Below are 21,494 nucleotides of genomic sequence, written 5' to 3' on the forward strand. Positions count from 1 at the left end.
AGCGACCGGAGGGCATCGCGGCGCGGGCGTCCGCGCGCCTCCGCCGCGCTGCCGCGTGGCGAGGCTCAGGCGCTCGCTCTCAGACAGCCCAGCTCGTAAAGCCCCATCCACCCGACCTCCGGGTCGGTGCATGCGCCCTCCCTCAGCTGCTCCACGAAGTCCTCGATCGGCTTCTCTACCACGTCGATGAACTCCGTCTCATCCAGCGCTTGCGCCCTGTCGCGCGCGCAGTCCACGGCCAGGAACGCGTGTCGTTCGATGGTCGAGTAAGCGCACTCCAGCGGGCGGCCGAGCGGCACGAGCCGCCCGGCGACATACCCCGTCTCCTCGAGGAGCTCGCGCGCCGCCGCCGCCTCCGGGGCCTCGCCAGGCTCGACGCCGCCGCCTGGGAGCTCGTCGAGGATCCGATCGGGCCCCGGCCTGTACTGGCGCGCCAGGATCACCCTCTTCTCGCGAGAGATGGCGAGGACGCAGACGACTCGCCCCTCTTTCTTGAGCGAGAACGTGCGGACCTGCCCGTCCGGGAGCTCGAAGGTGACGTCCTCGATCCTCCGCCACGGCGAGTGCTGGACCACGCGCCGCTCCAATGCTTTCCACCGTAGGACCGTCATGATCAACCCACATCGTCCGCCCGGGCGGCGCGCCCGGTCAAGACATTGGCGCCGCCGGTCAAGGACGGGACGCGCGCTCGGTCTCATGCTCTCTTGCATGACCTACCTCATCCCGAGCCAAGAACAGGCGCACGCGGGTCTGCGTGCCATCAAGGTCGTCCTTACCTCGGCCGGCCCCCTCGACGGGTCGCGGCGCGACGCGATCGCCGCGGTGCAACGGCACCTCCTTCACACCGACCTCGACATCGACGCGCTCGCCCCGATAGCGCCCGAGGAGCTCGCGCGCGCCGTCGAGGATCCCGCGCTGCGCGAGCAGCTCATCAACGGTCTCTGCGCGATGACCCTGTGCGGCGAGCGCGTCGACGAGCGCGAGCTGCTCGAGGTCGAGCGCTTCGCCGCGGCGCTCGGGGCGCGGCCGCACGCGGTCCGCCAGCTCCACCACCTCCACGAGCAGCGGCTGCTCCTCCTGCGCATCGACATCAGCCGGAGCTCGCTGCTCGGCAAGAACGTGCGGCGCATGCTCGATGAGGGCGGCCTTTATGGGCTCGCCAGGAACGTCGCGAGCTTCGCGGGCATCCTGGAGAACGAGCCAGTCGCCGCGCGCTACCGCTCGCTCGAGGCGTACAGAGAGGGCACCCTCGGCAAGGCGCTCTTCACCTTCTATCGAGAGAACGGCTTCTCGTTCCCCGGCGAGAAGCGCGGCGTGCCCGAGGGCGTGCTCACGCACGACCTGAGCCACATCCTCGCCGGTTACGGCACGGATCTGCGCGGAGAGGCGATGACGATCGCCTTTCAGGCGGGGTATCGCCGCGAGAACCCGTTCGGCATCCTCGTGTTCCTGCTGGTGCAGCTCCAGCAGGGCGTCCAGCTCACCGTGCTGGCGCCGTCGCAGCAGGGGATGCTCGCGACGCCCGGGCTCGCCGACGAGCTCGTGCGATCGTTCGTTCGCGGAACGAAGATGAGCATCGACCTGATGGACGACTGGGACTTCTGGTCCGACATGGCGGTGGATCTCGACGAGCTGCGCCGCCGCTACGGCGTCGTCCCCTGGGAGGCCGCGGCCTGATCCGGGTCCTCCGCCGAAGCAGCCGAGAGGTGTGGAGGGCTCGCCGCCGCGCCGGGAGGCGCGCGGCGAGCCGGGGGCGCGCGCTTCACCCGCCGAAGCCGCCCGCGACCGTCTTCGAGAACGACGCGCCGCCCTGGCTGGCGCGCACCGCCGACTGGGAGAACAGCGCGAACGCCTTGCGGATGTCCGCCGCGTCGCTCTTCGGCGTCAGGATCCAGCGGTCCTCGATCCCCATGTCGCGGAAGACGGCGCGGAAATCGGTGTTCCCGTCGTCGATGCCGATCGCCGCCACGATGTGGGCCTCGGCCCGCCGCATGTCACGGACGAGGGCGCACACGTCCCTGGCCTTGGCCCACGTCGAGCCCGCGTCGGCGCCGTCCGAGATGATCAGCGTGACGGTGCGCGCCGGGACGCCGCTCAGCGCGAACTCCTGCGCCTTCGCGATCACCGTTCCGAGCAAGACCACCGTCTGGTCGTAGAGGGGCGTGCCGAGCATGGGATCGTAGTTCTTCGTGTCCATCTTCACGGCCTGGGCGATAGGGCAGTACGGATACAGCACCGCCCCGTTCAGGTAACGGTTGTGCGCCAGGATCGAGTCGCGCTGCCTGGAGTCGGAGAGGGCGCCCACCACGAGGTTGTGCCCGTCCCTCACCGACGGGGCGTTGCCGGCGAATTTGATGGATCCCGAGTCGTCGGGCATCACCGTGACCAGCACCACCTCCGACGACGCCACGTCGTCCACCTGCACGCCGAAGCCGGCCTGGATCTGCGCGCCCAGGTCGGTGATGTGCAGCGCCTGCATCGCCTCGGGCGAGAGCGCGCCGTCGTCCCGCGCTGCCTCGAAGAGCTGCTCGATGTCGAGCGAGCCATCGCGGCTGGTTCCGCTGTTGTTCTCCTTGTTCTTGCTCATCGGATCCTCCACGGTCATGCGCCCAGGCACGGAATCGGGTCGGTGCTCTTCACGAGGTTCATCCCGGCGGCGGCGAAGCGGGCGAGCGCCTTGTCCGCCTCGGCGGTGAAATCGACGGCGAAGCCCCCCTTGCCGTCGGGCACGGTGACCGGCGACATGCAGTCGGTCATCACGTAGATCTTCTTGGCGAGCGCGCGGTCGGTGAGCGCGATCTCCGTCAAGATGTCCTCGATCGAGCTGCGGACGCAGTGGCTCGCGGCCTGGCCGGCGATGATCACCGCGTCGGCGTGGAGCAGCGTCCTCAGGAAGCCCGTGCTCCGCTGCGCGAGCGGCTGGCCGTCGTGCCGCGTCAGCACCTCGGGCTGCATCACCGAGTAGTTCTCGGTGAGCGGGTTGCCGCCCTTGACCTCGACCCACGACTGCACCCCGCGCGCGAACGCGTGGAACATCCGCGCCTCGTGCACGACGCCCGCGAGCGCGTGGCCGTCGCTCCCGAGGATGCAGTGCGGCGGCCACAGGTAGAGCTTGTATTTCCCTGCCTTCTCGAGCTCCTCGCAGTAATACCGGACCTGCTTCATGAGCCACGGGTAGCTCCCGCCGCAAAGCCACTTCGCCACTGCGGGGTTCGGCCGCACCTCCCCCGCGTCGATCTGCGCCGTCGTGATCTCGCGGTGCGCGGTCAGCGGGCGGTCCTCGCGATCCACCCAGAAGGCCGGGAAGAAGATCTGGTAAGCGAAGTGGGTGTCCATCGTGACCGTGACGTTCGTGATCGACGCGAGGTTCCTGTAGATGAACTCGGCGATGCGGCGGCTGTCGTCGACCGCGCCCGTGCCGCTCCTGCCGGCGACGTAGAGCGAGCCCTGCGGGAAGCAGAAGTCCTTCTGCACGTCGATGAGCAGGAGGTGGACGTTCTGCGCGTCCGCGGCCGACGGCTTCACGCCATGCGCCTTCCGCCACGCGGCGGCGGCGCCGTGCAGCGCCTCTTCATTGGGGTGAAAGCCCCACCGCTCGGCGTTCTTGGCGTCATAGAAGGCGGGCAGGGGGAGCTCTGTCGATTTCATGGTCTCTCTCCTCTCGATCGGCCCGCGAGCGCGGACCGTCAGCTCAGCGTGGATTCATGAGATACGAAGCAAGGTGATCGCCTGTGCGTCGACGACGAACAGGCCCTCTGGGCCGACGAGCAGCCGGGAAGCCTGGGTGACGAACGGCTCGGTGCCGGGGAACTGCCGCGTCTCGACGAGCGCGCCCCCGCGGACCTCGACGCGGACGACGCCGCTGTCGGTCGCCGAGAGCAGGAACCCGGAAGCCGCGCACTTGCCGGTCAGCGCGCCGAGCCACGAGCCGCCTTCCCCGTCGCCGTCGGCGACCGCCTCGACCGCGCCGTCCTCGCGCACGACGACGCACCGGTGCACGGTCCGGCCGGCTTGCTCGGCGGCGAGGAACAGCCATGCGCGCCCGGCGCGGGAGCGCCCGCGGCCGTCGTTCGGGCGCCCGCGGCCTTCGTCGGACCGCGAGCTCGGGCCGGCGTCGAAGACGCAGGTCGCCGCGGTGAGCTTGCCGCCCGGGAAAGGCAGCTTGACCGTGTCCTTGAGGCCGGGCCGATCGGCGTCGAAGACGAACGCTATCGAGACGTTCCCGGCGCGGTAGAAGCCGAGCCCGAAGCTCTGGCCCACCCAGAACAGCGTTTGCCCGGCGAGCACCTCGCCCATCGGCACGGCGTCCGCCTCGCCCGAGAGCGCGGCGGCGCCCGGCCTCCCGCTGCGCAGGAGCTGCCCGCCGCGCGTCCAGTAGCGGGCGCGCGCGTTGACGTCGAAGATGGGCCTCGTCCCGACGCAGTCCACCTGGATCCGCTCGGGCGCGGCCCCCGGCGAGAGCACCACGAGATCGCCGCCCCGGCCGATCAACGTGGCGCTCCCGTGCACCGCGAAGCGAGTCGCGGGGTGCGGCGCGCCGGACATCACGACGGACCGGTCCTCCCGCAGGAAGCGGCCGCCCTCGTTCACGAGGTAGGAGAGCCCGCCCGGGCCGAGGGCCGCGGCCAGGATCACCCCGCGCGTGCTCAGGATCCGCGTCGCCAGCACCTCGCCGTGGACGACCGTCGACTCCTTCACGGCGGCCGGCGCGGCGCCCGCGCAGGCCGGGCAGGCAGGGCGCGCGTGCTCGACGCCGCACGAAGGGCACCTCGTCCAGGCGAGCGCGTCGAGCAGCCGGCGCGGGAACACGCCGCGCCGGTCCTCGACGAAGACGCGGTAGAGCGCGTCCAGGAGATCGTCCGGCAGGACGCGGTACGGGATGGCCGGCTTCGGATACCGCACCTCGCGGTCGAACACGGTGATGCGGCGGAGCGGCCTCGCGCTCTCGGGCACCCGCGCCGACGCGGACCGCGGCCGGAAGACGCCGCCATAAGGCCCCACGCAGAGCAGGCTCTGCATGACCATCACGGCGAACGCGTACCAGTCGGAGTCCTGCGAATACGGCCTCGACAGGAGCGGCCGGGGGAGCGAAGGGTCGCAGAGCAGCGGATCCACGAAGCGCTCGGTGAACACCTGGCAGAGGTACGGGCCGAACTGGAAGCTGTCGGCGTCGATGACGAACACCTCGCCGCCGGCGACGAGCACGTTGAGATCGTTGAAGTCGCCGATCACGACGCCCCGGTCGTGGATCGCCGCGACCGCCCGGTGGAGCCGCGCGAGCACCTCGGAGACCGCGGCCGACGAGAGCCCGCCGTGGCGCATCGACGGCTCGCCGTAGCGCAGGAGCGGCTCCGCGCCGCGCACGAGGCGCATGGCGTAGCCCACGACGCGCTTCCTGGTCCTGTCGGTCGCGAGCTCGAGGGGCGCGATCACCTGGTCGGGCAGCGCCGGCGGGAACGCGCGCAGCTTGTCCTGGTGGCGCTCGATGCGCACCTCGGCGGCGCGCTGCTCGGCGTCCTGCCCGGCGTAATCCGGGTGATCGGGCGTCTTCCAGACCTTGAGCGCGCGGCCGTCTCCGAGGTCGAACACGTCCGCCTCCCCGCCTTTGCCGATCGAGGCCCGAGGGTCGAGCCGAACCCGCTTTGAACCAAGAACCACGTCCACTGTCGCCTCCTCCGGACGCAATCAAGCGCAATCGAGCGCAGACGCCCTGTCGTTTCCCTCCGCGACTCCTGCGCCTCCGCGCAGGGCCGCCCCTCAATCGCAGGCGCCCTGCGCCCTCCGCACGACGACCACCGTCGTGTCGTCGCGGAGCAGCCCGCCTTCGCGCTCCATCCGCTCTTCCTTCCACACGGGCCGCGTCACCGATCGGTTGATGAGCGCGAGCCGACGCCTCACCGCGTCGGGGTTCCGGAAATATCGGTCATCTTCCCAGAACCTCGACAGCGGGCCGACCTCGCCGCCCCCCGGGATCTGCCGTGACGACGACTCCAGCAGATCGATCGCGCCGTCGGTCCCGAGCAGGGCAGTCCGGAGCGCGCTCGACGGGAAGGCGCGGTGCACGGTGAAGCGCGGCGCCTCGCCGCCGGGCGGCCGATCGAGCAGGCCATACGCGAGGTACGGGGGCTCGTCCCTCGGGAAGGGGCCGAGCCGCAGGAGCTCGTCGCCGAGCGCGATGAGGCCGTCGCCGAGGGAAAACGCGCACGCGCTGTCGCCGGAGATCGCGAGGCCGACCACGGTGAAGAGGAAGAAGGTCGACACGACCTCGGTGAAGCTGCCGCCCATCCCGGCGGCCACGTCGCGGAGCGGCGCGAGCGCCCCGCGCCGCACCTCTTCCCACGTCGCGGGCGAATCGATGTCTCCGCCGCGCCGGAGCGCGCCGAGCACCTGCTCGGTCACGATCCGCGCCCCGAGCGCCGCGCCCACCTCGCTGCGCGCGCCGCTGCCGCAGCCGTCGCAGACCACCGCGGCGAGAGAGCCGCCCTCGGCCCGGAAGGCATAGGCGTCCTGGTTGGGCCGCCCCGCGACGAGGTGATCGGTCCCGGTCACCGTCCCTCCGGCGACCTCGAAGGCCGAGCCCCCTCCCATGTCAGCCAAGAAAGCGACCTCGCGAAGCATGGAGTTCCCTTCTGCGCCCGGCGAGGGCGCGCTGCGGCCGGACCCGGGCAGACGGAGGCCGGGGCGCGCAGTCTTCCCGGCGCCGGAGCTCCACCGTCCGCTCGGCGGTCAACGCCGACCGTCAGCGCCCGCACCCGGCGAGCACCCGATCGTTCGTGTATACTACACACCAAGCTTAGTGTTCGTGGTACACATTGTCAACCCGGGCGCTGGCGAGCCGGCCGCCCTCCTCGGGTGGAGCGCGCTCCGCGACGGACGCGCGAGCGCCCCCGGGCGCCGCGCGCTGGCGCCCGGGGGCGTAAGATTCGCGACGTCCAGTGGGCCCGCGACGGGAGAGGGGCGAGTCGATGAAGCGGCGGTGGGCGTTCGTTGCGGTCGTGACCCTGGTTCCTCCGAGCCTCGCATGCCTGCGATCTCGTCCGGTAGGCGCTCGGTCCGCCCCGGAGCAGGGGCGAGGAGGGATCGGACGCACGAGGGCCGCCGGGCTGCGGCAGGCGGCTAGATCTCGAAGCTGAAGCCGTCCTTCTCGAGCCGCTCGTACTTCCGACGGTCGAACCGGTAGAGCCGCGCCGCGCGGTGCGCGACGTCCTGCTCGACCTCGTCGAGCTCCACGAGCAGCCCGGTGCCGAGCGCCTTCTTCCGGAAATTGCGCTTGTCGAGCGGGCGCTCGAGGATCGCCTCGTAGAGGCGCTGGAGCTGCGACAGCGTGAACTTCGGCGGCAGGAGCTCGAACCCGATCGGCCGGTATCGCACCTTGCCCTTGAGCCGCTCCAGCGCGACCGGGAGGATCTCGTCGTGATCGAAGGCGAGCGCCGGGGTGTCGTCCACCGCGAACCACGCCGCCTCGCGCGCGTCGGTCGCGGCCTTGACCCGGTGATCCCCGAGCTTCACCAGCGCGTAGTACGCCACCGAGACCACGCGCTCGCGCGGGTCCCGCCCGAGGGCGCCGAACGTGTAGAGCTGCTCCAGGAACACCCCCGAGAGCCCCGTCTCCTCCGCGAGCTCCCGCCGCGCGGCGTCGTCGAGCGCCTCGTCGACGCGCACGAAGCCGCCCGGGAGCGCCCACCGGCCGCGGAACGGATCGAGCTCCCGCCGGATGAGGAGGACCTTGAGGTCCTCCTCATCGAGGCCGAACACGACACAATCCACCGTCAGCGCCGGCCGCGGGTGCTCGTAGGAGACGGACATTCAACCCTCCGTGTAATCTGTACACGAATCTTGGTGTCGATCGGACACCACGTCAACCAGCGCCGCGGAGCTCGGCTCCTCGGCTCCTCGGCGCGAGGGCGGGCGCGCGGAGCGGAGGCCCGCGCCCATCGCGCATCGCGCATCGCCCATCGCGCATCGCCCATCCGTGCCCCCCTTCCCACAGCCACAGCCGAAGCGTCGTGTGCCGGCGGATCGACCGGAGACGCGGCCTCGACAATGCGGTGCGATGTTGTCCGCATGACCGGCCAAGCGAAACGTCATCGACGGGCTGACGACCACTCGACGGCCAGCGCGCGTGCGCGTAGAAGGCTCCCATGAAGGGAGATGCGGAGTCGAGCACGGCGGGGGCGGATACGCGGGAGGAGCTCGAGGCGAAGCTCCGTGAGGCGCAGCTGCTTCTCCGCGCCATCCTCGACCATGTTCCGATCACCGTGTGCAGGTACGACCGCACGGGCGTCTTCACGTTTCACGACGGCAAGGGGCTCGAGGCCGTCGGCGCGAAGCCGGGGCAGTTCCTCGGAGCGAACGTGCTCGATCTCTTCGCGAACGACCCGGAGACGCTGGAGACCAACAGGCAGGCCCTCGCGGGCAAAGCCGCGTACAACGTCTACGAGGCGTACGGCGCCGCCTGGGAGTCATGGCACGTCCCCGTGCGCGACAGCAGCGGGGAGCCCGACGGCATGATCACCCTCAGCCTGGACGGCTCTGCGGCGAAGCGGCGCGAGCAGGAGCTCCGGGCGAAGATCGAGCTCATCGAGGCGCAGCAGGAGGTCATCCGCGATCTCTCGACGCCCATCATCGAGGTCTGGGACAAGGTGCTGACCCTCCCCATGGTGGGCGTTGTGGACAGCCTGAGGATCTCCGAGGCGATGGACAACCTGCTCTCGGCGATCGTGAGCAAGGACGCGCGGTACGCGATCCTCGATCTCACCGGCGTCGACGCGGTCGACACGCGGACGGCCGGGTACCTCATCGAGATGATCAAGGCCATCCGGCTCCTCGGCGCGGAGGGGATCATCACGGGGATCCGGGCGAACGTGGCGCAGACGATGATCGCGCTCGGACTCGACCTCTCCGGCGTCACGACCGTCGGCAACCTCCGCGCCGGACTCAAGCTCTGCATGCGGCGCATGGCCGCGGCGGGCGAGGGGGGCGAGCGCGCCGAGGCGGCCAGCGCGCCGGCGAAATAGCGGCTTCCGGCAGGCGCGCGCGCGGCGCGGGCGCGCTCCCGCTCGCGCACCCCCGCGCCGGGCGGCGGCTCAGCGATGGATCACGACGCGCGTGGACGGGTCGTCGCGCGTGGCCTGGACCGCGTACCACTCATCGGGCACGGCGGGCTCGGTCCAGTGGAAGAGCCATTTCGCGTCGACCGGCGAGAGGTTCACGCACCCGCCGCTCTGCCCCTCGCCCCAGCGGTCGTGCCAGTAGGCCGCGTGAAGTAGGTACTTGCTGAAGAAGTGCTGGCTCCACGGCACCTCCGCCTCGATCCAGTCGTCCGCGTCGACGTGGGGCGTGATGAGCGTCTTCGTCACCCATTTGCGGCCGATGCTGTACTGGCCGAGCGGGGTCGTCGAAGGCGGCACGAACGGCTCGGCCTTCTCCGGCTCCTCGGCCCCGTTGCGCCCGGCCGAGATCAGCGTCGCGAACACGGGGCGGTCGTCCTCGTAGGCGATGAGCCAGCCGTCGAGGGCGGCGATCTCGACCCACGTGTTCCTGCGCCCGTCCGCCGGCGCCGAGGGCGGCTCGCCGCCGAGCTGGATCGGGCGGCCCCACGGGTTCCGCGCCTTCCGCGGCCGGACGACAACCGCGTCTCGCTCGAGCACCCAGTGCCCGTCGTCCCGGGTCTCGAGATACATCAGCTCGCCGACCCGCTTCGATCGGCCCGTCAGCCCGACCCGGGCGAGGCGCTCCCACACCGCGTCCGTCTTCGCGGGCGGGCCTCCCTCCGTGAGGCGGTACTTCGGGCGCGCCTTGCGGCGAAAGAAGGCCATCGGCAGGCGCGCCTCGGCGCCGAGGTACACCCCCTCGAAGGTGGCGGGCTCGTAGGGCTTGACCTTGTCCTTCGGTATGAACGTCAGATCCGATGCCCAGAGCCATGTCGTCCCGCCGGCCTCGACCTCCTCGGTCCAGGCGACCGACGAGCGCGGGCGGACCTGCATGTGCCGCAGATCGTGGAGCCCCTCGGGCCACGCCGGCGCGTCGATGCCGTCCACGCGGAGGAGGCGCTTGAGGCCGAGCGACTCGCCGTAGCGGTACGGGAGCGGCAGATCGGCGCGCGGGGCATGGGGGATCAGCGCCTGGCGCACGGGATCGGCGGTGTCCAGGGTGGCGCGCTCGCCGTCGACGCACACGTAACCGCGCGGCTCCACCGCGTAGAACGCCGGGCAGCCGCCGGCGCCGCGGATGGGCTCGACGCTCTTCAGGCGGACCGAGCCGCCGATCGAGAGCATGCCGATCCACTGGGCCTTGGGCCGCGGCGCGGACCGGATCCACACCTCGCGGCCCTTGGAGTACACGCGCGCGGATCGCGCCCGCGCCGCCTCCACCTCCGGGATCGGCGCGGCCGGGGCCGAGGCGGCCAGCGCCGCCGGCGGCGGCTCCGGCGCGCTGGAGCGCGCGGAGGGCGCGCTGGAGGGCGAGGGCTCCGCGACCGCCACGCCCGCGCTCCCGGCCGCGTCTGCGCGCGAGCCGGCGTCTTGCCGCGACGGCGTGCACCCGAGCCAGAGGGCGCCGAGGGCAGCGAACCACGAGCGGCCAGACATAGGCACGAGACCCTAGCACGTCGAGCCCGGCCGGCGGAACGACGCGCCAGGCTGGACGAAGGCGCCTGCGCCGCGAGCGGAGCGGAGATCGTCGCTCGTGCGGCGATCTGCGGCGATGGTGCCTGGCCGCCGGATTTCGATCGCCGGGGGTGTCACGCTCGGCCCGCTCGCGCCTAGAGCCGAGGAAGGCCGGCGAGGACAGCCGGCCAGAGAAGACAAGGAGAGATCCCATGCGTCGTTGGCTCAAGGTGACCCTGATCGCGGCCGTCCTCGGAATCCCGGCGGTGGCCTATGCTGGGACGCAGCTCACGGGCGGCTGTCCGTGCGCGGATTGCCCGTGTCCGGACTGCCCCTGCGGCTGAGCACCCAGCGCCCTTGGAACCGCGCGCGCGATCGCTGCTCAACGCGTCGATGAGACGCCTCGCCGACGGCGATCGCGCGGCGTTCGAGCCTGTCTATGCCGCCCTCTGGCCGGCGATCGGCGCGTTCTGCCGCCGCATGCTCGGGGGCGGCGCGGACGCGGAGGACGCGGCCCAGCAGGCGCTGCTCAAGGTGTTCGACCGCGCCAGCTCGTTCGATCCCGACGGGGACGCGCTGACCTGGGCGCTCGCCATCGCGACGTGGGAGTGCCGCACGACGCGGCGGCGGCGGTCCCGGTCGAGGGAGGCGCCGGACGAGCATGTCCCGTCGATCGCGGCCGACGTGCCCACGCCGGAAGAGGCGGCGATCGCCCGGGATCTGGACGACGCGGCGCGCGAGGTGCTCGGCACGCTGGCCGAGGCGGATCGCGACACGCTGAGGGCGACCCTGCTGGAGGTCGATCGCGATCCGTCGGTGTCGAGCGCGGCGCTGCGCAAGCGCCGCGAGCGCGCGTTTGCGCGCCTGCGGGAGGCGTGGAGGAGGATCTATGGAACGTGAGGCGCTTGCGGGCCTGAGCCTGAAGGAGAGGGCCTATCGCGCGTACGAGCGGGGGAGGGCGAGGAGGGCCGCCTGGGCAGCGGCGCCGACGATCGCCGTGGCGCTCGTGGCGGCGCTGATGAGCGACCGTCCGGTCACCACCGCGATCCTCGGCGCGGCGCTCTACGTCGCGGCGGCGCTGCTCTCGTGGCGCGGGCAGCAGCTCGGGCGAGGCGTGCTCCCGGGCGTCGCCGCGGGCCTCGTGCCCTTCGCAGCGGCGCACGCGGCGCGCATTTACGGTCACCTGTGCACCCCGGAAGGGTGCGTATCCATCTGCGTCCCTGCCTGCCTGGCGGGCGGGGTCGCCGCCGGCGTGCTGCTCTCGCGGGTGCTGCGCCGGTCGGAGCGGCTCGGGGCGTCCTGGGCCTCGGCGTGCGGCGTCGCCGCCCTGACGGGCGCGCTCGGCTGCGCCTGCGTCGGCTTCGGCGGCGTGGTCGCCCTCGCGGCGGGGCTGCTCACCGGCACCGCGCCGCTAGCGCTCCGCCCCGCGCGCGGCTAGAGCGACGGTCACCCGCTTCGGATACGGGCCCACCTCGACGTTTTCGGTGCTCAGCGCACCGGAGTGCGCCTGCGCGCCGAAAACGCCGATCTGGGCCCGTCTCCTGTGCGGGAGACCGCCGCTCTGCTCTGCATGGTGCAGAGGTGGGCGGAAACCGCTGTAGGCTCTCCGCATGGCGGAAGCCGCTCGCAAGCGCCTCGCGCTGGCCCTCCTGATCGTCGCGGTCATTCCAGCCGGCATGATCACCCGGTTCCACGGCGGCCCAGCCTGGCTGCGCAACAGCGCCGGCGCGGTGCTCTATGAGGTCGTGTGGATCGCCGCGGCGCAGATCGTGTGGATCTCCGCGCGCACGCACCGGCTTTCGCTCGCGGTCTTCGCCGCGACGTGTGGGATCGAGCTGCTCCAGCTGAGCCAGGCCCCGTGGCTGTGGGCCGCGCGCAGCACCACCCCGGGGCGGCTCCTGCTCGGCGCGAACGGCGGCTTCGATCCGGCGGACTTCGCGCTGTATGGCCTCGGATGCGTCCTGGGTTATGGGCTCTGCCGGCCGCTCCGGGCCTCCGCATGAGGCCCGCGCAGCGCCGAGGCGCGCGCCGGTTGCGGCAAACGCCGCGAGGGGCCAGGCTGGCGATCGCGAGATCCAGGAACCAGGAGGCGACGGCCATGTCCGAGGCTCACCACAACGGCGGCTGTTTGTGCGGCGCGATCCGCTACCGAGCGCGCGGCGCGCCGGCGAGCGTCAATGTCTGCTACTGCAGCCAGTGCCGGCGCCAGACCGGCGCGCCGATGCCGGCGTTCGCGTCCTTTTCTGACGAGCAGTTCGAGCTGCTCTCCGGCGCGCCCGCGACCTATCGCTCATCGAGCTCCGCGGTCCGCCAGTTCTGCGCGACCTGCGGATCGTCGCTGTTCTGGCGCCGTGACGGGGCGCGGGAACTCGACATCTTCCTCGGCACGATGGACCGACCCGGCGACGTGCCTCCGCCTAGCTTCCAGCTCTGGACCGTGCACCGCGTGCCCTGGCTGCCCGCCATCCAGGGGGCCACCGACTATCGCGGGGACAAGGCCGGCAGCCAGAGCTGACCCGACGTCGCCGAGCGGACGGCTGTCGGCGGTCATGAGCAGCCGAGCCGCGGCTCACCCGCGCTGGCAGGGCGCCCCGCCGGAGGGCCGCCCTGCGGGCCGCGCGCTCCTCAGGGGCCTTCGCCGGCGCTGTCTCCGCCGGCGGCCTCCTTCGCTTCCTCCTCGGCGATCTTCGCCCGCACCTCGTCCATGTCGAGCGAGCGCACCTTCTCGATCACCTGATCGAGCGCCGAAGCGGGCAGCGAGCCCGCCTCCGCGAACAGGAGGACCTTCTCGCGGAAGATGAAGAGCGTCGGGATCGAGCGGATGTTGAAGGCCTGCGCCAGGTCCTTCTGGTCGTCCGTGTTGATCTTCCCGAACACGATGTCCGCGTGCTTCTCGGAGGCCTTCTCGAAGACGGGCCCGAAGACCCGGCAGGGGCCGCACCAGGGCGCCCACCAGTCGACGAGGACGATGCCGTTCGACTCGACCGTCTTCTCGAAATTCTCCGCGCTGAGCTCGATGGTACTCATCCGCGGAGCATACCCCCGAGACCCGCCCTTGTCGCCGAGCGAGCGGCCAGGCCCCGCCGGCGCTCAGGGCGCGTTGCAGACCATGATGTGCTCGATCGCCTCGACGAGGAGCTGCTCGACGCGCTCGGGCCCGACGTCGGCGGCGCGGGCGAACCGCTCCAGATCGAACGGCGTGGGGTTGACCTCGAGGTAGGCGAGGATCTGGAGCGGGTGGCCGGCCCAGCGGATGACGCAGAAGCCGACCACGTTGCGGCTGGCCCTGGCCTCGCGCAGGCCGAGGGCGAGCTCGACGCTCGGCGTGTCGTGCCCCTCGTCGAGCACGATGCGCGGCGCGTGCCCCGCCTTGCGGAGCTCGGCGGCGAACTCCTCCATCTGAGGGCGGAGCAGGCGCTCGCGCAGGTCGTCGAACTCGCGGAGGAAATCCGCCTCCGCGGGGGCGCGCGCCTCCTCGAGGCGCCGCGCATAGCGGGCCGCGAGGCGCTCGATGCGGAGCCGGTTGTGCTCTTTCAAGGGCCGCCTACGGCGCGAGAAGGAGCACCTTGAGCTGGCTCGGGACGATGCTGACCCCGGGCGCGTTGACGGAGTTCTGCATCGTGACGCTCGTCATCCGCGTGGCCGGCGCGCCGCCGACGAGCACGGTGAAGGCCGCCGTGACGTGCCGCGAGGGGCCCATCACCGTGTGCGAGACGACGCCCGTCTCCAGGCCGGCGTTGTCGCCGTTCGTCAGCGGCACCTGGGTCGTCATGTTGTGCGCCGGCGTGCACATGAACAGGACGTTGTAGACCGCCGGCACCCCCATGGGCTGCGCCGCCAGGTTGGGGTAGGGCACCGGCAGGTGCGCCGGCGGCGTGAGGCACACGTCGGGTCCGCCCAGGGCCATGCCTCCCATCTGCGTGTTCGCGAACATCTGTGCCTCCCGTCAGCCGAGGTGGATCTGCCCGCCGTCGATCTTGGTCAGCTCGCCGCTCGAGACGAGCGTCGCCTGCGCCTTGATGTTCACCGCGGCCTTCGCGGTGACCTCGTAGTACTGCGCCCGCACCTGCTCCGACTCGGCGATGAACCGGTACGCCCGGTCGAGCCGCTGCACCCAGCGCTCCGCGATCGACTCGACCGACCGCGCGACCGTCTTCACGCGGTCCACCTGCGCGACGAGCCGCTCGCCCACGTACGTCATCGCCCCGACCGCGAGCGACCCCTCGCTCGCCGCGACGCGCACCTTGCCCGCGGCCACCGCGGCCTCGGCCGGCGTCACGAGGCGCACGCCCTCGGCCGCGGCCACCGTGACGCGGCCGCGCGGGGCGCTCACCTCGAGGTCCCCCTCGGCCACGAGGCGCGTCGGCGCGCCGCCCTCGCGGTCGAGCACCGCGAGCACGTGGCACCCCGCGTCGTGCAGCGCGACGAGCACCCGGTCGCCGAGCGCCGGCTCGACAAGGCAGCTCACCGCGCGCTTCGCCGCGTAGTCGCCCGACCCGACGCGCACCTGGAACGACCCGTCCGTCGCTCCGATCACCGCGCCGACCTCCTGGATCGCGAAGGTCTCCACCCGCTGTCTGGCCAGATTGTCTCGCATCGTGTCTCTCCTGCTGTCGGGAGGGGCATCCCCTCAGGGCGTCCAGCGCTCGGCTTCGAGCAGCTCCGGGTCGTCGCCGAGCGCGGCGGACCGGCTCGTGAAGGTCGCGCCCGCGTCGCGCGTCTGGTGGAAGCGGGCGCGGAAGAGCTTCGCGCCGGAAAGATCCGCCTTCTCGACGCTCGCGTGCGAGAAATCGGCGTACGTGAGGTCCGCGTCGCGGAAGCTCGCCGTCGGGCACGCCGCCCGCTGGAAGATGGCCTGGTAGAGGTCGGCGCCGGCGAGGTCCGCGGCCTCGAGGTCGGCCTCGGAGAAGATCGCCTGCCGCGCCTTGAGGCCTGCGGCCGACACGCCGGCGAGCCGCGCGCCGAGGAACAGGCCGCGCTCGGCGTCCGCGCCGTCGAGCTTCGCCGCGGTGAGGTCCGCGCCCTTGAAATTCGCCTGGACGAGCCGGGCCCCACGCAGGTCGCACCCCGCGAGATCGGCGTCGGTGAGCTGCGAGAGGGTCAGGTCCATGCCCGACAGGTCCTGCCCGCGGAGGCGGGCGCCGACCAGCACCGCGAGGTGGAGCGTCGCGCCGCGCAGGCTCGCGGTCGACAGATCCGCCTTGATGAGGCAGGCCTGCTTGAGCTGCGCCCCGTCGAGCGCGAGGCGCGCGGCCTCGGTCTCCACGAGCGAGAACCGGTCCAGGTTGGCCTCGCGGAAGCTCGCCTCGTCGGCGCGCCCCTTGACCATGCTCCCGATCGTGAGGTTCACGCGGTCGAAGCTGGCCCGCGAGGCGTCGCACTCGGCGAAGCTCCCGGCCACGAGATCGCCGCCGTCGAGGCGCGCGTGGAGGAGCGCGCACCGGCTCCACACGGCGTGGCGGGCCCGCGCCCCGGACAGGTCCGCGCCGGAGAGATCGCACCCGTTGAACATGGACTCGCTGAGCTTCGCGTCCTTCAGCCTGGCGCCGCGGAAGCTCGTCTTCTCGAACACGACGCCCGACAGGTCGAGCCCCGATAGATCGAGCCCCGACAGGTCCTCCCCGGCGATGACCTCGCCCTCGTCGACCTTCGCGAGCAGCTCTTCGCGCGTCACTTGCTCTGCCCCGTGAACACGACGTTCTTGATGTGCGCGTCGGAGAAGGTGGTCCGCTCATCACCCTTGGCGTCGAGCAGGTTGGCGCGGAAGAGGTTCGTGTTGTCGAGGCGGGCGCCCGGCACCTTCGCCTTCTGGAGCATGGCGTCCATGAGGTTCGCTCCGGTCAGATCCGCCTCGGCCAGGTCCGAACGCATGAAGCGCGCGCCCTTGCCCGAGAGCTGCGCGAGGCGCGCCCTCCGGAGGTTCGCCTCGCTGAAGTCCGCGCCGTCCGCCGAGGCGCCCTCGAAGATCGCGCCCTCCAGATCGACCCCGCGGAGGTTCGCCCGCGCGAGCTCGGCGCCGGAGAAGTCCGCGCCCGGCAGCGCGGAGGCGGAGACGACGCGCAGGGCCGCGGCCCTTGCCTTCCGGAACGAGGCCTTCTCGCCCTTGAAGTCGACGAGGGCCGCGTCCTCGAGCTCGGCCTCGCCGAAGTCCGCGCCCGCCCCCGTGCACTGGAAGAACGTCGCCTTGCGCAGGCTCGCGCCGGCGAAGCGCGCGCCCGTCAGGTCGAGCTGGAAGAAGAGGACGTCGTCCGCCGCGGCGCCGCTGAAGTCGGCGCCCGCGACCCTGGCCTCCAGGAAGTCGGCCCCGGCGAGGTCGGCGCCCGAGAGCCGCGCCTCCTCGAGCCACGCCTTGTGGAGCACCGCCTCGCGGAGGTCGACCCCGTCGAAGCTCGCGCGCGAGGCGCGCGCCTCGCCGAGGTTCGCCCCGCGCAGCGTGGCCTTCCCGAGCCGCGCGCCCTCGAGCTTCGCGCGCGTGAGCACCGCGCCGGTCAGATCGGCCCCGCTCAGATCACACGCCGAGAGATCCGCGCCCTCGAGGAGCGCCTCGCGGAGATCGGCGCCCGCGAGGCGGAGCTCGCGCAGATCGGCGCCCGTCAGATCGCGCCGCGCGAGCGACTCGCCGGCGGCGAGCGCCCGCTCGACCTCGGCGCGCAGCTCGGACCGCTTCCCCTCGGGCGCCGGATCCGCCGGCGGGTGGAAGTGAGCGAAGGCGCGGTACGCGAAGAGGACGTTCTCCTCGGCCTTGCGGAGGCCCGCGGCGAACGCCGGGTCCGCGAGCTTCGCCTCGAGGTCCTCCATCGGCGCGCCCGCCGTGCGCCCCACCTCCGCGAGCTCGCGCAGGCGGGCCAGCTCCTCGTCGGCGCTGAATTTCGGCGGGCCGCCGCCCTCGCGCTTGCCCTTCGCGACCGCCTCGTCGAAGTCGAGCCCCTGCTCGGCGCAGAGCTCGCGCGCCTCCTCCTCGGCGGCCTTGCGCTGCTCCTCGGCGTCCTTCTGGAGCGCCGCGCCCTCGCGCTCCATCCGCTCGGCGTAGTCCGCGAGCTCGTCCGGCCTCGGCTCCTCCGGGAGCTTGATCTCCCGCGGGAGCTTCTCGTCCGGGTTCATCCCGAGCACGAGCAAGGTGAGCCGCGCCTGGTCGAGCTCGCGCTGCGCTCGCGAGATCGACCGCCGCTCCATCGCCCGCTCGCGCCGGATGAGCTCGTCCATGTCGCTGATCGCCTCGTCCGGGAACGACGGGGCGTCGGGGTCGGGCTCCGGGAGGAGCTCCTGCTCGCGCAGCGCGTGGAGGTGCCCCTTCTCCTTGTCGAGCCGCCGCTCCAGCGCGCCGCGGTAGTGCTCGATCGGCCTCGGCGCGTCGGCCCGCTCGAGGCCGGCGAGCAGCAGGCGCACGTCCGCGGCGTCGTCCTCGGCGACGGGGACGACGCCGCGGAAGATGGCGACGCCGCGCTCGATGTTGGGAAACAGGAGCACCGTCTCCAGGCGCGTCGCGACCTCCCGGAGGGGCTCCTCGCCGTCGGTCACCGTCTCGCCCGCCTCGCCCCGCTGCCGCACGAAGCACCGGGCGCGGAGCCTCGGGGCGTGGGTCTCGATGAGCGGCCGCGCCGGGTGCAGGTTCTTCAGGCGGATGGCCTCGCCGCCCTCGAGAACCTCGGGCAGCCGCTGATCCTCCGGGGCGACCTGGAAGTACTCGGGGTCGAGATCCCGGGCGAAGCCGGGAAAGTCGTTCTGGAGCCACTCGCCGCCGTACGTGCCGAGCTTGGCCACCCGCGACGCGAGCGTGGGGTCGAGGGCCCCGAAGCCCGCGGGCGGCGGCCTGTCGCCCGGCGACATGAGGAGATGTCGCGGGTCTTCGAGGTGGGGCAGGTAATGCGCCTTGACCCCTTCTTCCTCGATGGGCCCGAGCCCCATCCCCTTCGGGTTCAGCGCGTAATCCGGTCCTCCGAAGGCGTTTTCCCAGGTGAGCGGCATCTCGGTGATCGGCTCTGGCTCCGTCGGCGCGCCGAGGTGCCATCGCCGCTTGCCGACGACGGCGACGGACTTGTCGACGAGGGGCTTGTCGACCGGGCCGACCTGCAGGCCCGCCGCGAACGCCGGCCGGGGCTCGCCTCCCGGCGAGAACGCCTTGCCGAAGACGAGGACCTCGCCGCGCGGCTTGGGCATGCCCTCGTCGAGGAGGCCGTCCTTGCCGAGCGCGGGCATCACCCGCTGCCACATCGAGACCTCGGGCAGCGGGATCTCGGGGGCGTCGAGCGGGAAGAACACGAGGAGCCCGATGCTCAGGTGATGATTGCGCCGGACGGTGAGCACGCGCTGGAGGACGGAGAGGCGGAGAGGCTTGATGACACGCATGGAGTTCGAATGACCGGTTGTGGCGGGGGGGCGCCTCGCGCGCGCCCTGGTGTGGCCGAGGCCGATGTCTCTCCGGAGCGGCGACCGCGAGCGCGCGGCGCGCCTCGCCGCTAGCTGACCACGAAGATGCCGTGTTTCCTGATCTCGGCCGCGACGCTCTCCAGGGTGAAGCTCCCGTTCTTGAGCTCGACGGTCTTCGTCGTGAACTTCGGACCCTGGATGGTCAGCTCCGGGCCGTTCTTCACGGACACCGTCGCGCCGAGCTTGAACTCCACGGCGCTGCTGAGGTTGAACGAGAGCTTCTGGCCCATGACGAGCTCCTGGGTCCTGCTGCACGAGAGCGACTGCTTGCTCCCCACCGTGAGCTCCTGCGCGTTCGTCACCTTGAGCTCCGTCGTGTTCGCCAGCTTGATGTCGAGCGAGCGGGAGACGTTGATCGACGTGAAGTTGCCGACCTTCACGTCGAGCGATTTGCCGGCGGTCACCGACGTGGCGTTCGTGAGCTTGAAATCGCTCGTGGCGCCGACCACGATCGAGCGGAACGCGCCCAGCTTGGCGTCGAGCGAGCCGCCCACCACGGTCGACGAGCTGGCCCCGAACACGTGGGCTCGCGCGCTCCCCAGCGTGGTGACGCTGTAGTCGCCGGTCCTCTCGACGTGGTGATTGGCCTTGAGGATCTCCTTCTTGTCGCCCTCGGCCTCGAGCCACAGCTTGCCCTTCGCCGAGATCTCGACGTCGTTCCCGAGGGCCTTGACGACGACCTTGCCCGTGGTCGAGGTGATCGACACATCCCCCTTGGCCGTCTCGGTGAGGGTGCCTGCGACGGCCGTCGTCATGATGTTGCCCGCTGTCGCGGTCGTCGTGATGTGGCCCGAGTCGGCCGTCGTCGTGATGTCGTTCTCGACATGGCTCGTCCAGCTCGCGCCCACCTCGAAATCCATGTTCTGCCCGGCGTCGAGCAGGATCCTGCCATCGGTCTTGCCGATGAACTCGTGCCCCTTGTTGGGCGACCCCATGCGCAGGTACGTGTTCGAGTGCGGCGTCGAGAGCGTGATGCGCTGCGCTCCGGCCTGGTCCTCGAGCTCGAGGCGGTTCCTGCCGCCGGTCTGGATGACGTTCTTCGTGTGGTTGCCGCTCGTCACCGGGCTCGGCGTGAGCACGTTGGGCACGACGCCGGAGATCACGGGCCGATCCGGGTCGCCGCCGAGGAAGCTCAGCACGACCTCGGTCCCCCGCCGCAGCGGGAAATGGAACCCTTCGACGCCGCCGCCGTGCGGCTGCATCATGCGCACGTACGTGGACCCGCTGCCGTCGCGCGGGCTCGCCTCGTCGAACTTGAGCTTCACCAGGTAGCGCCCGTGCTCGTCGATCTGCGCGTACTCGCTCGACGCGGAGCCGTCGACCGAGCCGTTCTCGTAACCGTAGATGCGCGGCCACGCCGTCCGCGACTCCGCGCGGAACTGCGTCGCCGCCGGGATGGCCGAGACCTCGACGACATAGACCTCCTCGTGCGCGAGCCCGGCGAGCTCCGCGAAGTCGCTGTGCCCGGCGGACTGGTTGCCGTGGTGGCGCAGCTCGACAGCGAGGTACTTCGCGTTGAACCGCGCGCGCGGGTGGTCCTCGAGCTCGAACGTGTACCCCGAGCGCAGGTGGAGCCGCGCGCCGGCGGCCTGGTAGACCGCCTCCCGGGCGAGGTACTCCTCGGCGCGCAGCTGGGCCAGCCGCTTGCCGGCGTCGGCGCTGAAGAAGCGCTCGCCGTGGAGGCTGATCTCCCCGGTGCCGTACTGGGACACCGGGGCCGCGCCGGCGAGGGGGAACTGCGGCCGGACATAGTCGTAGTCCTTGAGCTTCACCCGCGACGGCAGCGCCCCGTGCTGGCAGGAGAAGGTGCGGAACGAGGCGGAGGCGCTGCGGTCCTCGCCGGTCTGCGGGTGGTAGCGGACCGGCGCGCCGAGCACCTCGGCCGGGTAGCTCTTGTCGTCGCAGAGGATGAGCTTCTCTCCGTCCTCGGTGTGTTCGAAATAATAAAATATCCCCTCCCGCTCCATCCAGCGCGAGATGAAATCGAAGTCGCTCTCGCGGTACTGGCAGATGTGCTCCTCGGCCTCGTAGCTGCCGAGGTTGAGCTCGACATCGCCGCCCGTGATGCCGTTCTCCTCGAGAACGAGCTTGATCACGTCGGGCACGCTCTTCTTCGTGAAGATGCGGCTGTGCTTCGACAGGGTGAGCCCCCAGAGCCGCGGCACCAGCACCGCGCGCAGCAGCGCGCGCCCGCCGAACTCGTGCAGGAGATCGACGCCGGCGAGCACGCCGGCGAACACGTAGGGCGGGATCGTGTCGTCCTGCCGGTCGATCGAGAGCCGCGCCTTGGCCCCGACCATCTCCGCAAAGTCCGTGTCATCGTCGCCTTCGCTCGGGATGGACAGGAAGATCTCGAACCTGTACGGGCGCGAGATCGCCTCCACGCCGCGAAATCCGACGACGCGCGCCGGGCCCTCCAGGATGCTCGAAGAGAAGTTGATGAGGTCGCTCATGGTGGTG

General features: G+C 71.6%; 21 protein-coding genes. 7 read left to right on the forward strand and 14 right to left on the reverse strand.

The genetic code is table 11. The features are described from left to right. Nucleotides 1-65 precede the first annotated feature (65 nt). Nucleotides 66-611: an NUDIX hydrolase gene (locus tag WME82_RS13250; protein ID WP_438043146.1), complete on the reverse strand. Its 546-nt coding sequence runs from the start codon at nt 609-611 to the stop codon at nt 66-68. Between the two features lie 97 nt (nt 612-708). Between WME82_RS13250 and WME82_RS13255 the strand changes: the two genes are divergently transcribed. After that, a complete protein-coding gene (locus tag WME82_RS13255; protein WP_438043147.1) occupies nt 709-1,677 on the forward strand; it encodes a hypothetical protein in 969 nt (322 codons plus the stop codon). 85 nt (nt 1,678-1,762) lie between these two features. Here the strand turns inward: WME82_RS13255 and WME82_RS13260 are convergent, their stop codons facing one another. The 5 genes from WME82_RS13260 to WME82_RS13280 form a co-directional block, all read right to left on the reverse strand. Then, nucleotides 1,763-2,587: a hypothetical protein gene (locus WME82_RS13260; RefSeq protein ID WP_437745793.1), complete on the reverse strand. Its 825-nt coding sequence runs from the start codon at nt 2,585-2,587 to the stop codon at nt 1,763-1,765. Nucleotides 2,588-2,601: 14 nt separating this feature from the next. After that, nucleotides 2,602-3,648 carry a nicotinamidase gene (locus WME82_RS13265; RefSeq protein WP_438043148.1) on the reverse strand — a complete coding sequence of 349 codons (1,047 nt, stop codon included), beginning with the start codon at nt 3,646-3,648 and terminating at the stop codon, nt 2,602-2,604. 54 nt (nt 3,649-3,702) lie between these two features. After that, on the reverse strand, nt 3,703-5,664 hold the full coding sequence (locus WME82_RS13270) for a hypothetical protein (RefSeq protein WP_438043149.1): 1,962 nt from the start codon (nt 5,662-5,664) through the stop codon (nt 3,703-3,705). 93 nt (nt 5,665-5,757) lie between these two features. Beyond that, nucleotides 5,758-6,588 carry a protein phosphatase 2C domain-containing protein gene (locus WME82_RS13275; protein ID WP_438044887.1) on the reverse strand — a complete coding sequence of 277 codons (831 nt, stop codon included), beginning with the start codon at nt 6,586-6,588 and terminating at the stop codon, nt 5,758-5,760. A 528-nt stretch (nt 6,589-7,116) separates the two neighbouring features. Next, entirely contained in the window at nt 7,117-7,806 is a 690-nt protein-coding gene (locus tag WME82_RS13280) for an NUDIX hydrolase (protein ID WP_437299385.1), read from the reverse strand. A gap of 335 nt (nt 7,807-8,141) precedes the next feature. On the opposite strand from WME82_RS13280, the gene WME82_RS13285 reads away from it, so the two are divergent. Further along, complete coding sequence (locus WME82_RS13285; RefSeq protein ID WP_438043150.1) at nt 8,142-9,017, forward strand: STAS domain-containing protein; 876 nt, start codon at nt 8,142-8,144, stop codon at nt 9,015-9,017. 69 nt (nt 9,018-9,086) lie between these two features. Here the strand turns inward: WME82_RS13285 and WME82_RS13290 are convergent, their stop codons facing one another. Continuing rightward, nucleotides 9,087-10,589, reverse strand: a complete 1,503-nt coding sequence (locus WME82_RS13290) for a L,D-transpeptidase (protein ID WP_438043151.1) — start codon at nt 10,587-10,589, stop codon at nt 9,087-9,089. A 230-nt stretch (nt 10,590-10,819) separates the two neighbouring features. On the opposite strand from WME82_RS13290, the gene WME82_RS13295 reads away from it, so the two are divergent. The 5 genes from WME82_RS13295 to WME82_RS13315 all read left to right on the forward strand — a co-directional run bounded on the left by WME82_RS13295 (nt 10,820) and on the right by WME82_RS13315 (nt 13,122). Next, the gene (locus WME82_RS13295) at nt 10,820-10,951 is read left to right on the forward strand and encodes a hypothetical protein (RefSeq protein ID WP_269454239.1); all 132 of its coding nucleotides are present in this window, start codon (nt 10,820-10,822) and stop codon (nt 10,949-10,951) included. Nucleotides 10,952-11,000: 49 nt separating this feature from the next. After that, nucleotides 11,001-11,507, forward strand: a complete 507-nt coding sequence (locus WME82_RS13300) for an RNA polymerase sigma factor (RefSeq protein WP_437870990.1) — start codon at nt 11,001-11,003, stop codon at nt 11,505-11,507. Beyond that, nucleotides 11,497-12,045 (forward strand): hypothetical protein, encoded by a 549-nt coding sequence (locus WME82_RS13305; protein WP_437745800.1) that lies wholly within the window; start codon nt 11,497-11,499, stop codon nt 12,043-12,045. Before WME82_RS13300 ends, WME82_RS13305 begins: the two co-directional genes overlap by 11 nt. Before the next feature lie 172 nt (nt 12,046-12,217). Next, on the forward strand, nt 12,218-12,610 hold the full coding sequence (locus WME82_RS13310; RefSeq protein WP_438043152.1) for a DUF2809 domain-containing protein: 393 nt from the start codon (nt 12,218-12,220) through the stop codon (nt 12,608-12,610). Between the two features lie 95 nt (nt 12,611-12,705). Then, entirely contained in the window at nt 12,706-13,122 is a 417-nt protein-coding gene (locus tag WME82_RS13315; protein ID WP_438043153.1) for a GFA family protein, read from the forward strand. A gap of 110 nt (nt 13,123-13,232) precedes the next feature. Here WME82_RS13315 and trxA read toward each other — a convergent pair whose 3' ends face one another. The 7 genes from trxA to WME82_RS13350 all read right to left on the reverse strand — a co-directional run bounded on the left by trxA (nt 13,233) and on the right by WME82_RS13350 (nt 21,487). Continuing rightward, nucleotides 13,233-13,634 carry a thioredoxin gene (trxA, locus tag WME82_RS13320; protein WP_437745803.1) on the reverse strand — a complete coding sequence of 134 codons (402 nt, stop codon included), beginning with the start codon at nt 13,632-13,634 and terminating at the stop codon, nt 13,233-13,235. Between the two features lie 63 nt (nt 13,635-13,697). After that, nucleotides 13,698-14,144: a hypothetical protein gene (locus WME82_RS13325; RefSeq protein ID WP_437745804.1), complete on the reverse strand. Its 447-nt coding sequence runs from the start codon at nt 14,142-14,144 to the stop codon at nt 13,698-13,700. Nucleotides 14,145-14,151: 7 nt separating this feature from the next. Next, nucleotides 14,152-14,541 (reverse strand): DUF4150 domain-containing protein, encoded by a 390-nt coding sequence (locus WME82_RS13330; protein ID WP_437745805.1) that lies wholly within the window; start codon nt 14,539-14,541, stop codon nt 14,152-14,154. Nucleotides 14,542-14,553: 12 nt separating this feature from the next. Continuing rightward, nucleotides 14,554-15,204, reverse strand: a complete 651-nt coding sequence (locus WME82_RS13335; protein WP_438043154.1) for a DUF3540 domain-containing protein — start codon at nt 15,202-15,204, stop codon at nt 14,554-14,556. 33 nt (nt 15,205-15,237) lie between these two features. After that, complete coding sequence (locus WME82_RS13340; protein WP_438043155.1) at nt 15,238-16,281, reverse strand: pentapeptide repeat-containing protein; 1,044 nt, start codon at nt 16,279-16,281, stop codon at nt 15,238-15,240. Next, the gene (locus tag WME82_RS13345; protein ID WP_438043156.1) at nt 16,278-18,953 is read right to left on the reverse strand and encodes a DUF2169 domain-containing protein; all 2,676 of its coding nucleotides are present in this window, start codon (nt 18,951-18,953) and stop codon (nt 16,278-16,280) included. The genes WME82_RS13340 and WME82_RS13345 overlap by 4 nt, the downstream gene beginning before the upstream one ends. Nucleotides 18,954-19,063: 110 nt before the next feature. Then, nucleotides 19,064-21,487 (reverse strand): type VI secretion system Vgr family protein, encoded by a 2,424-nt coding sequence (locus WME82_RS13350; RefSeq protein ID WP_438043157.1) that lies wholly within the window; start codon nt 21,485-21,487, stop codon nt 19,064-19,066. Between the last annotated feature and the right edge of the window lie 7 nt (nt 21,488-21,494).

Origin of the sequence: Sorangium sp. So ce128, from assembly GCF_051525245.1 — a bacterium.
Taxonomy (GTDB): domain Bacteria; phylum Myxococcota_A; class Polyangia; order Polyangiales; family Polyangiaceae; genus Sorangium; species Sorangium cellulosum_B.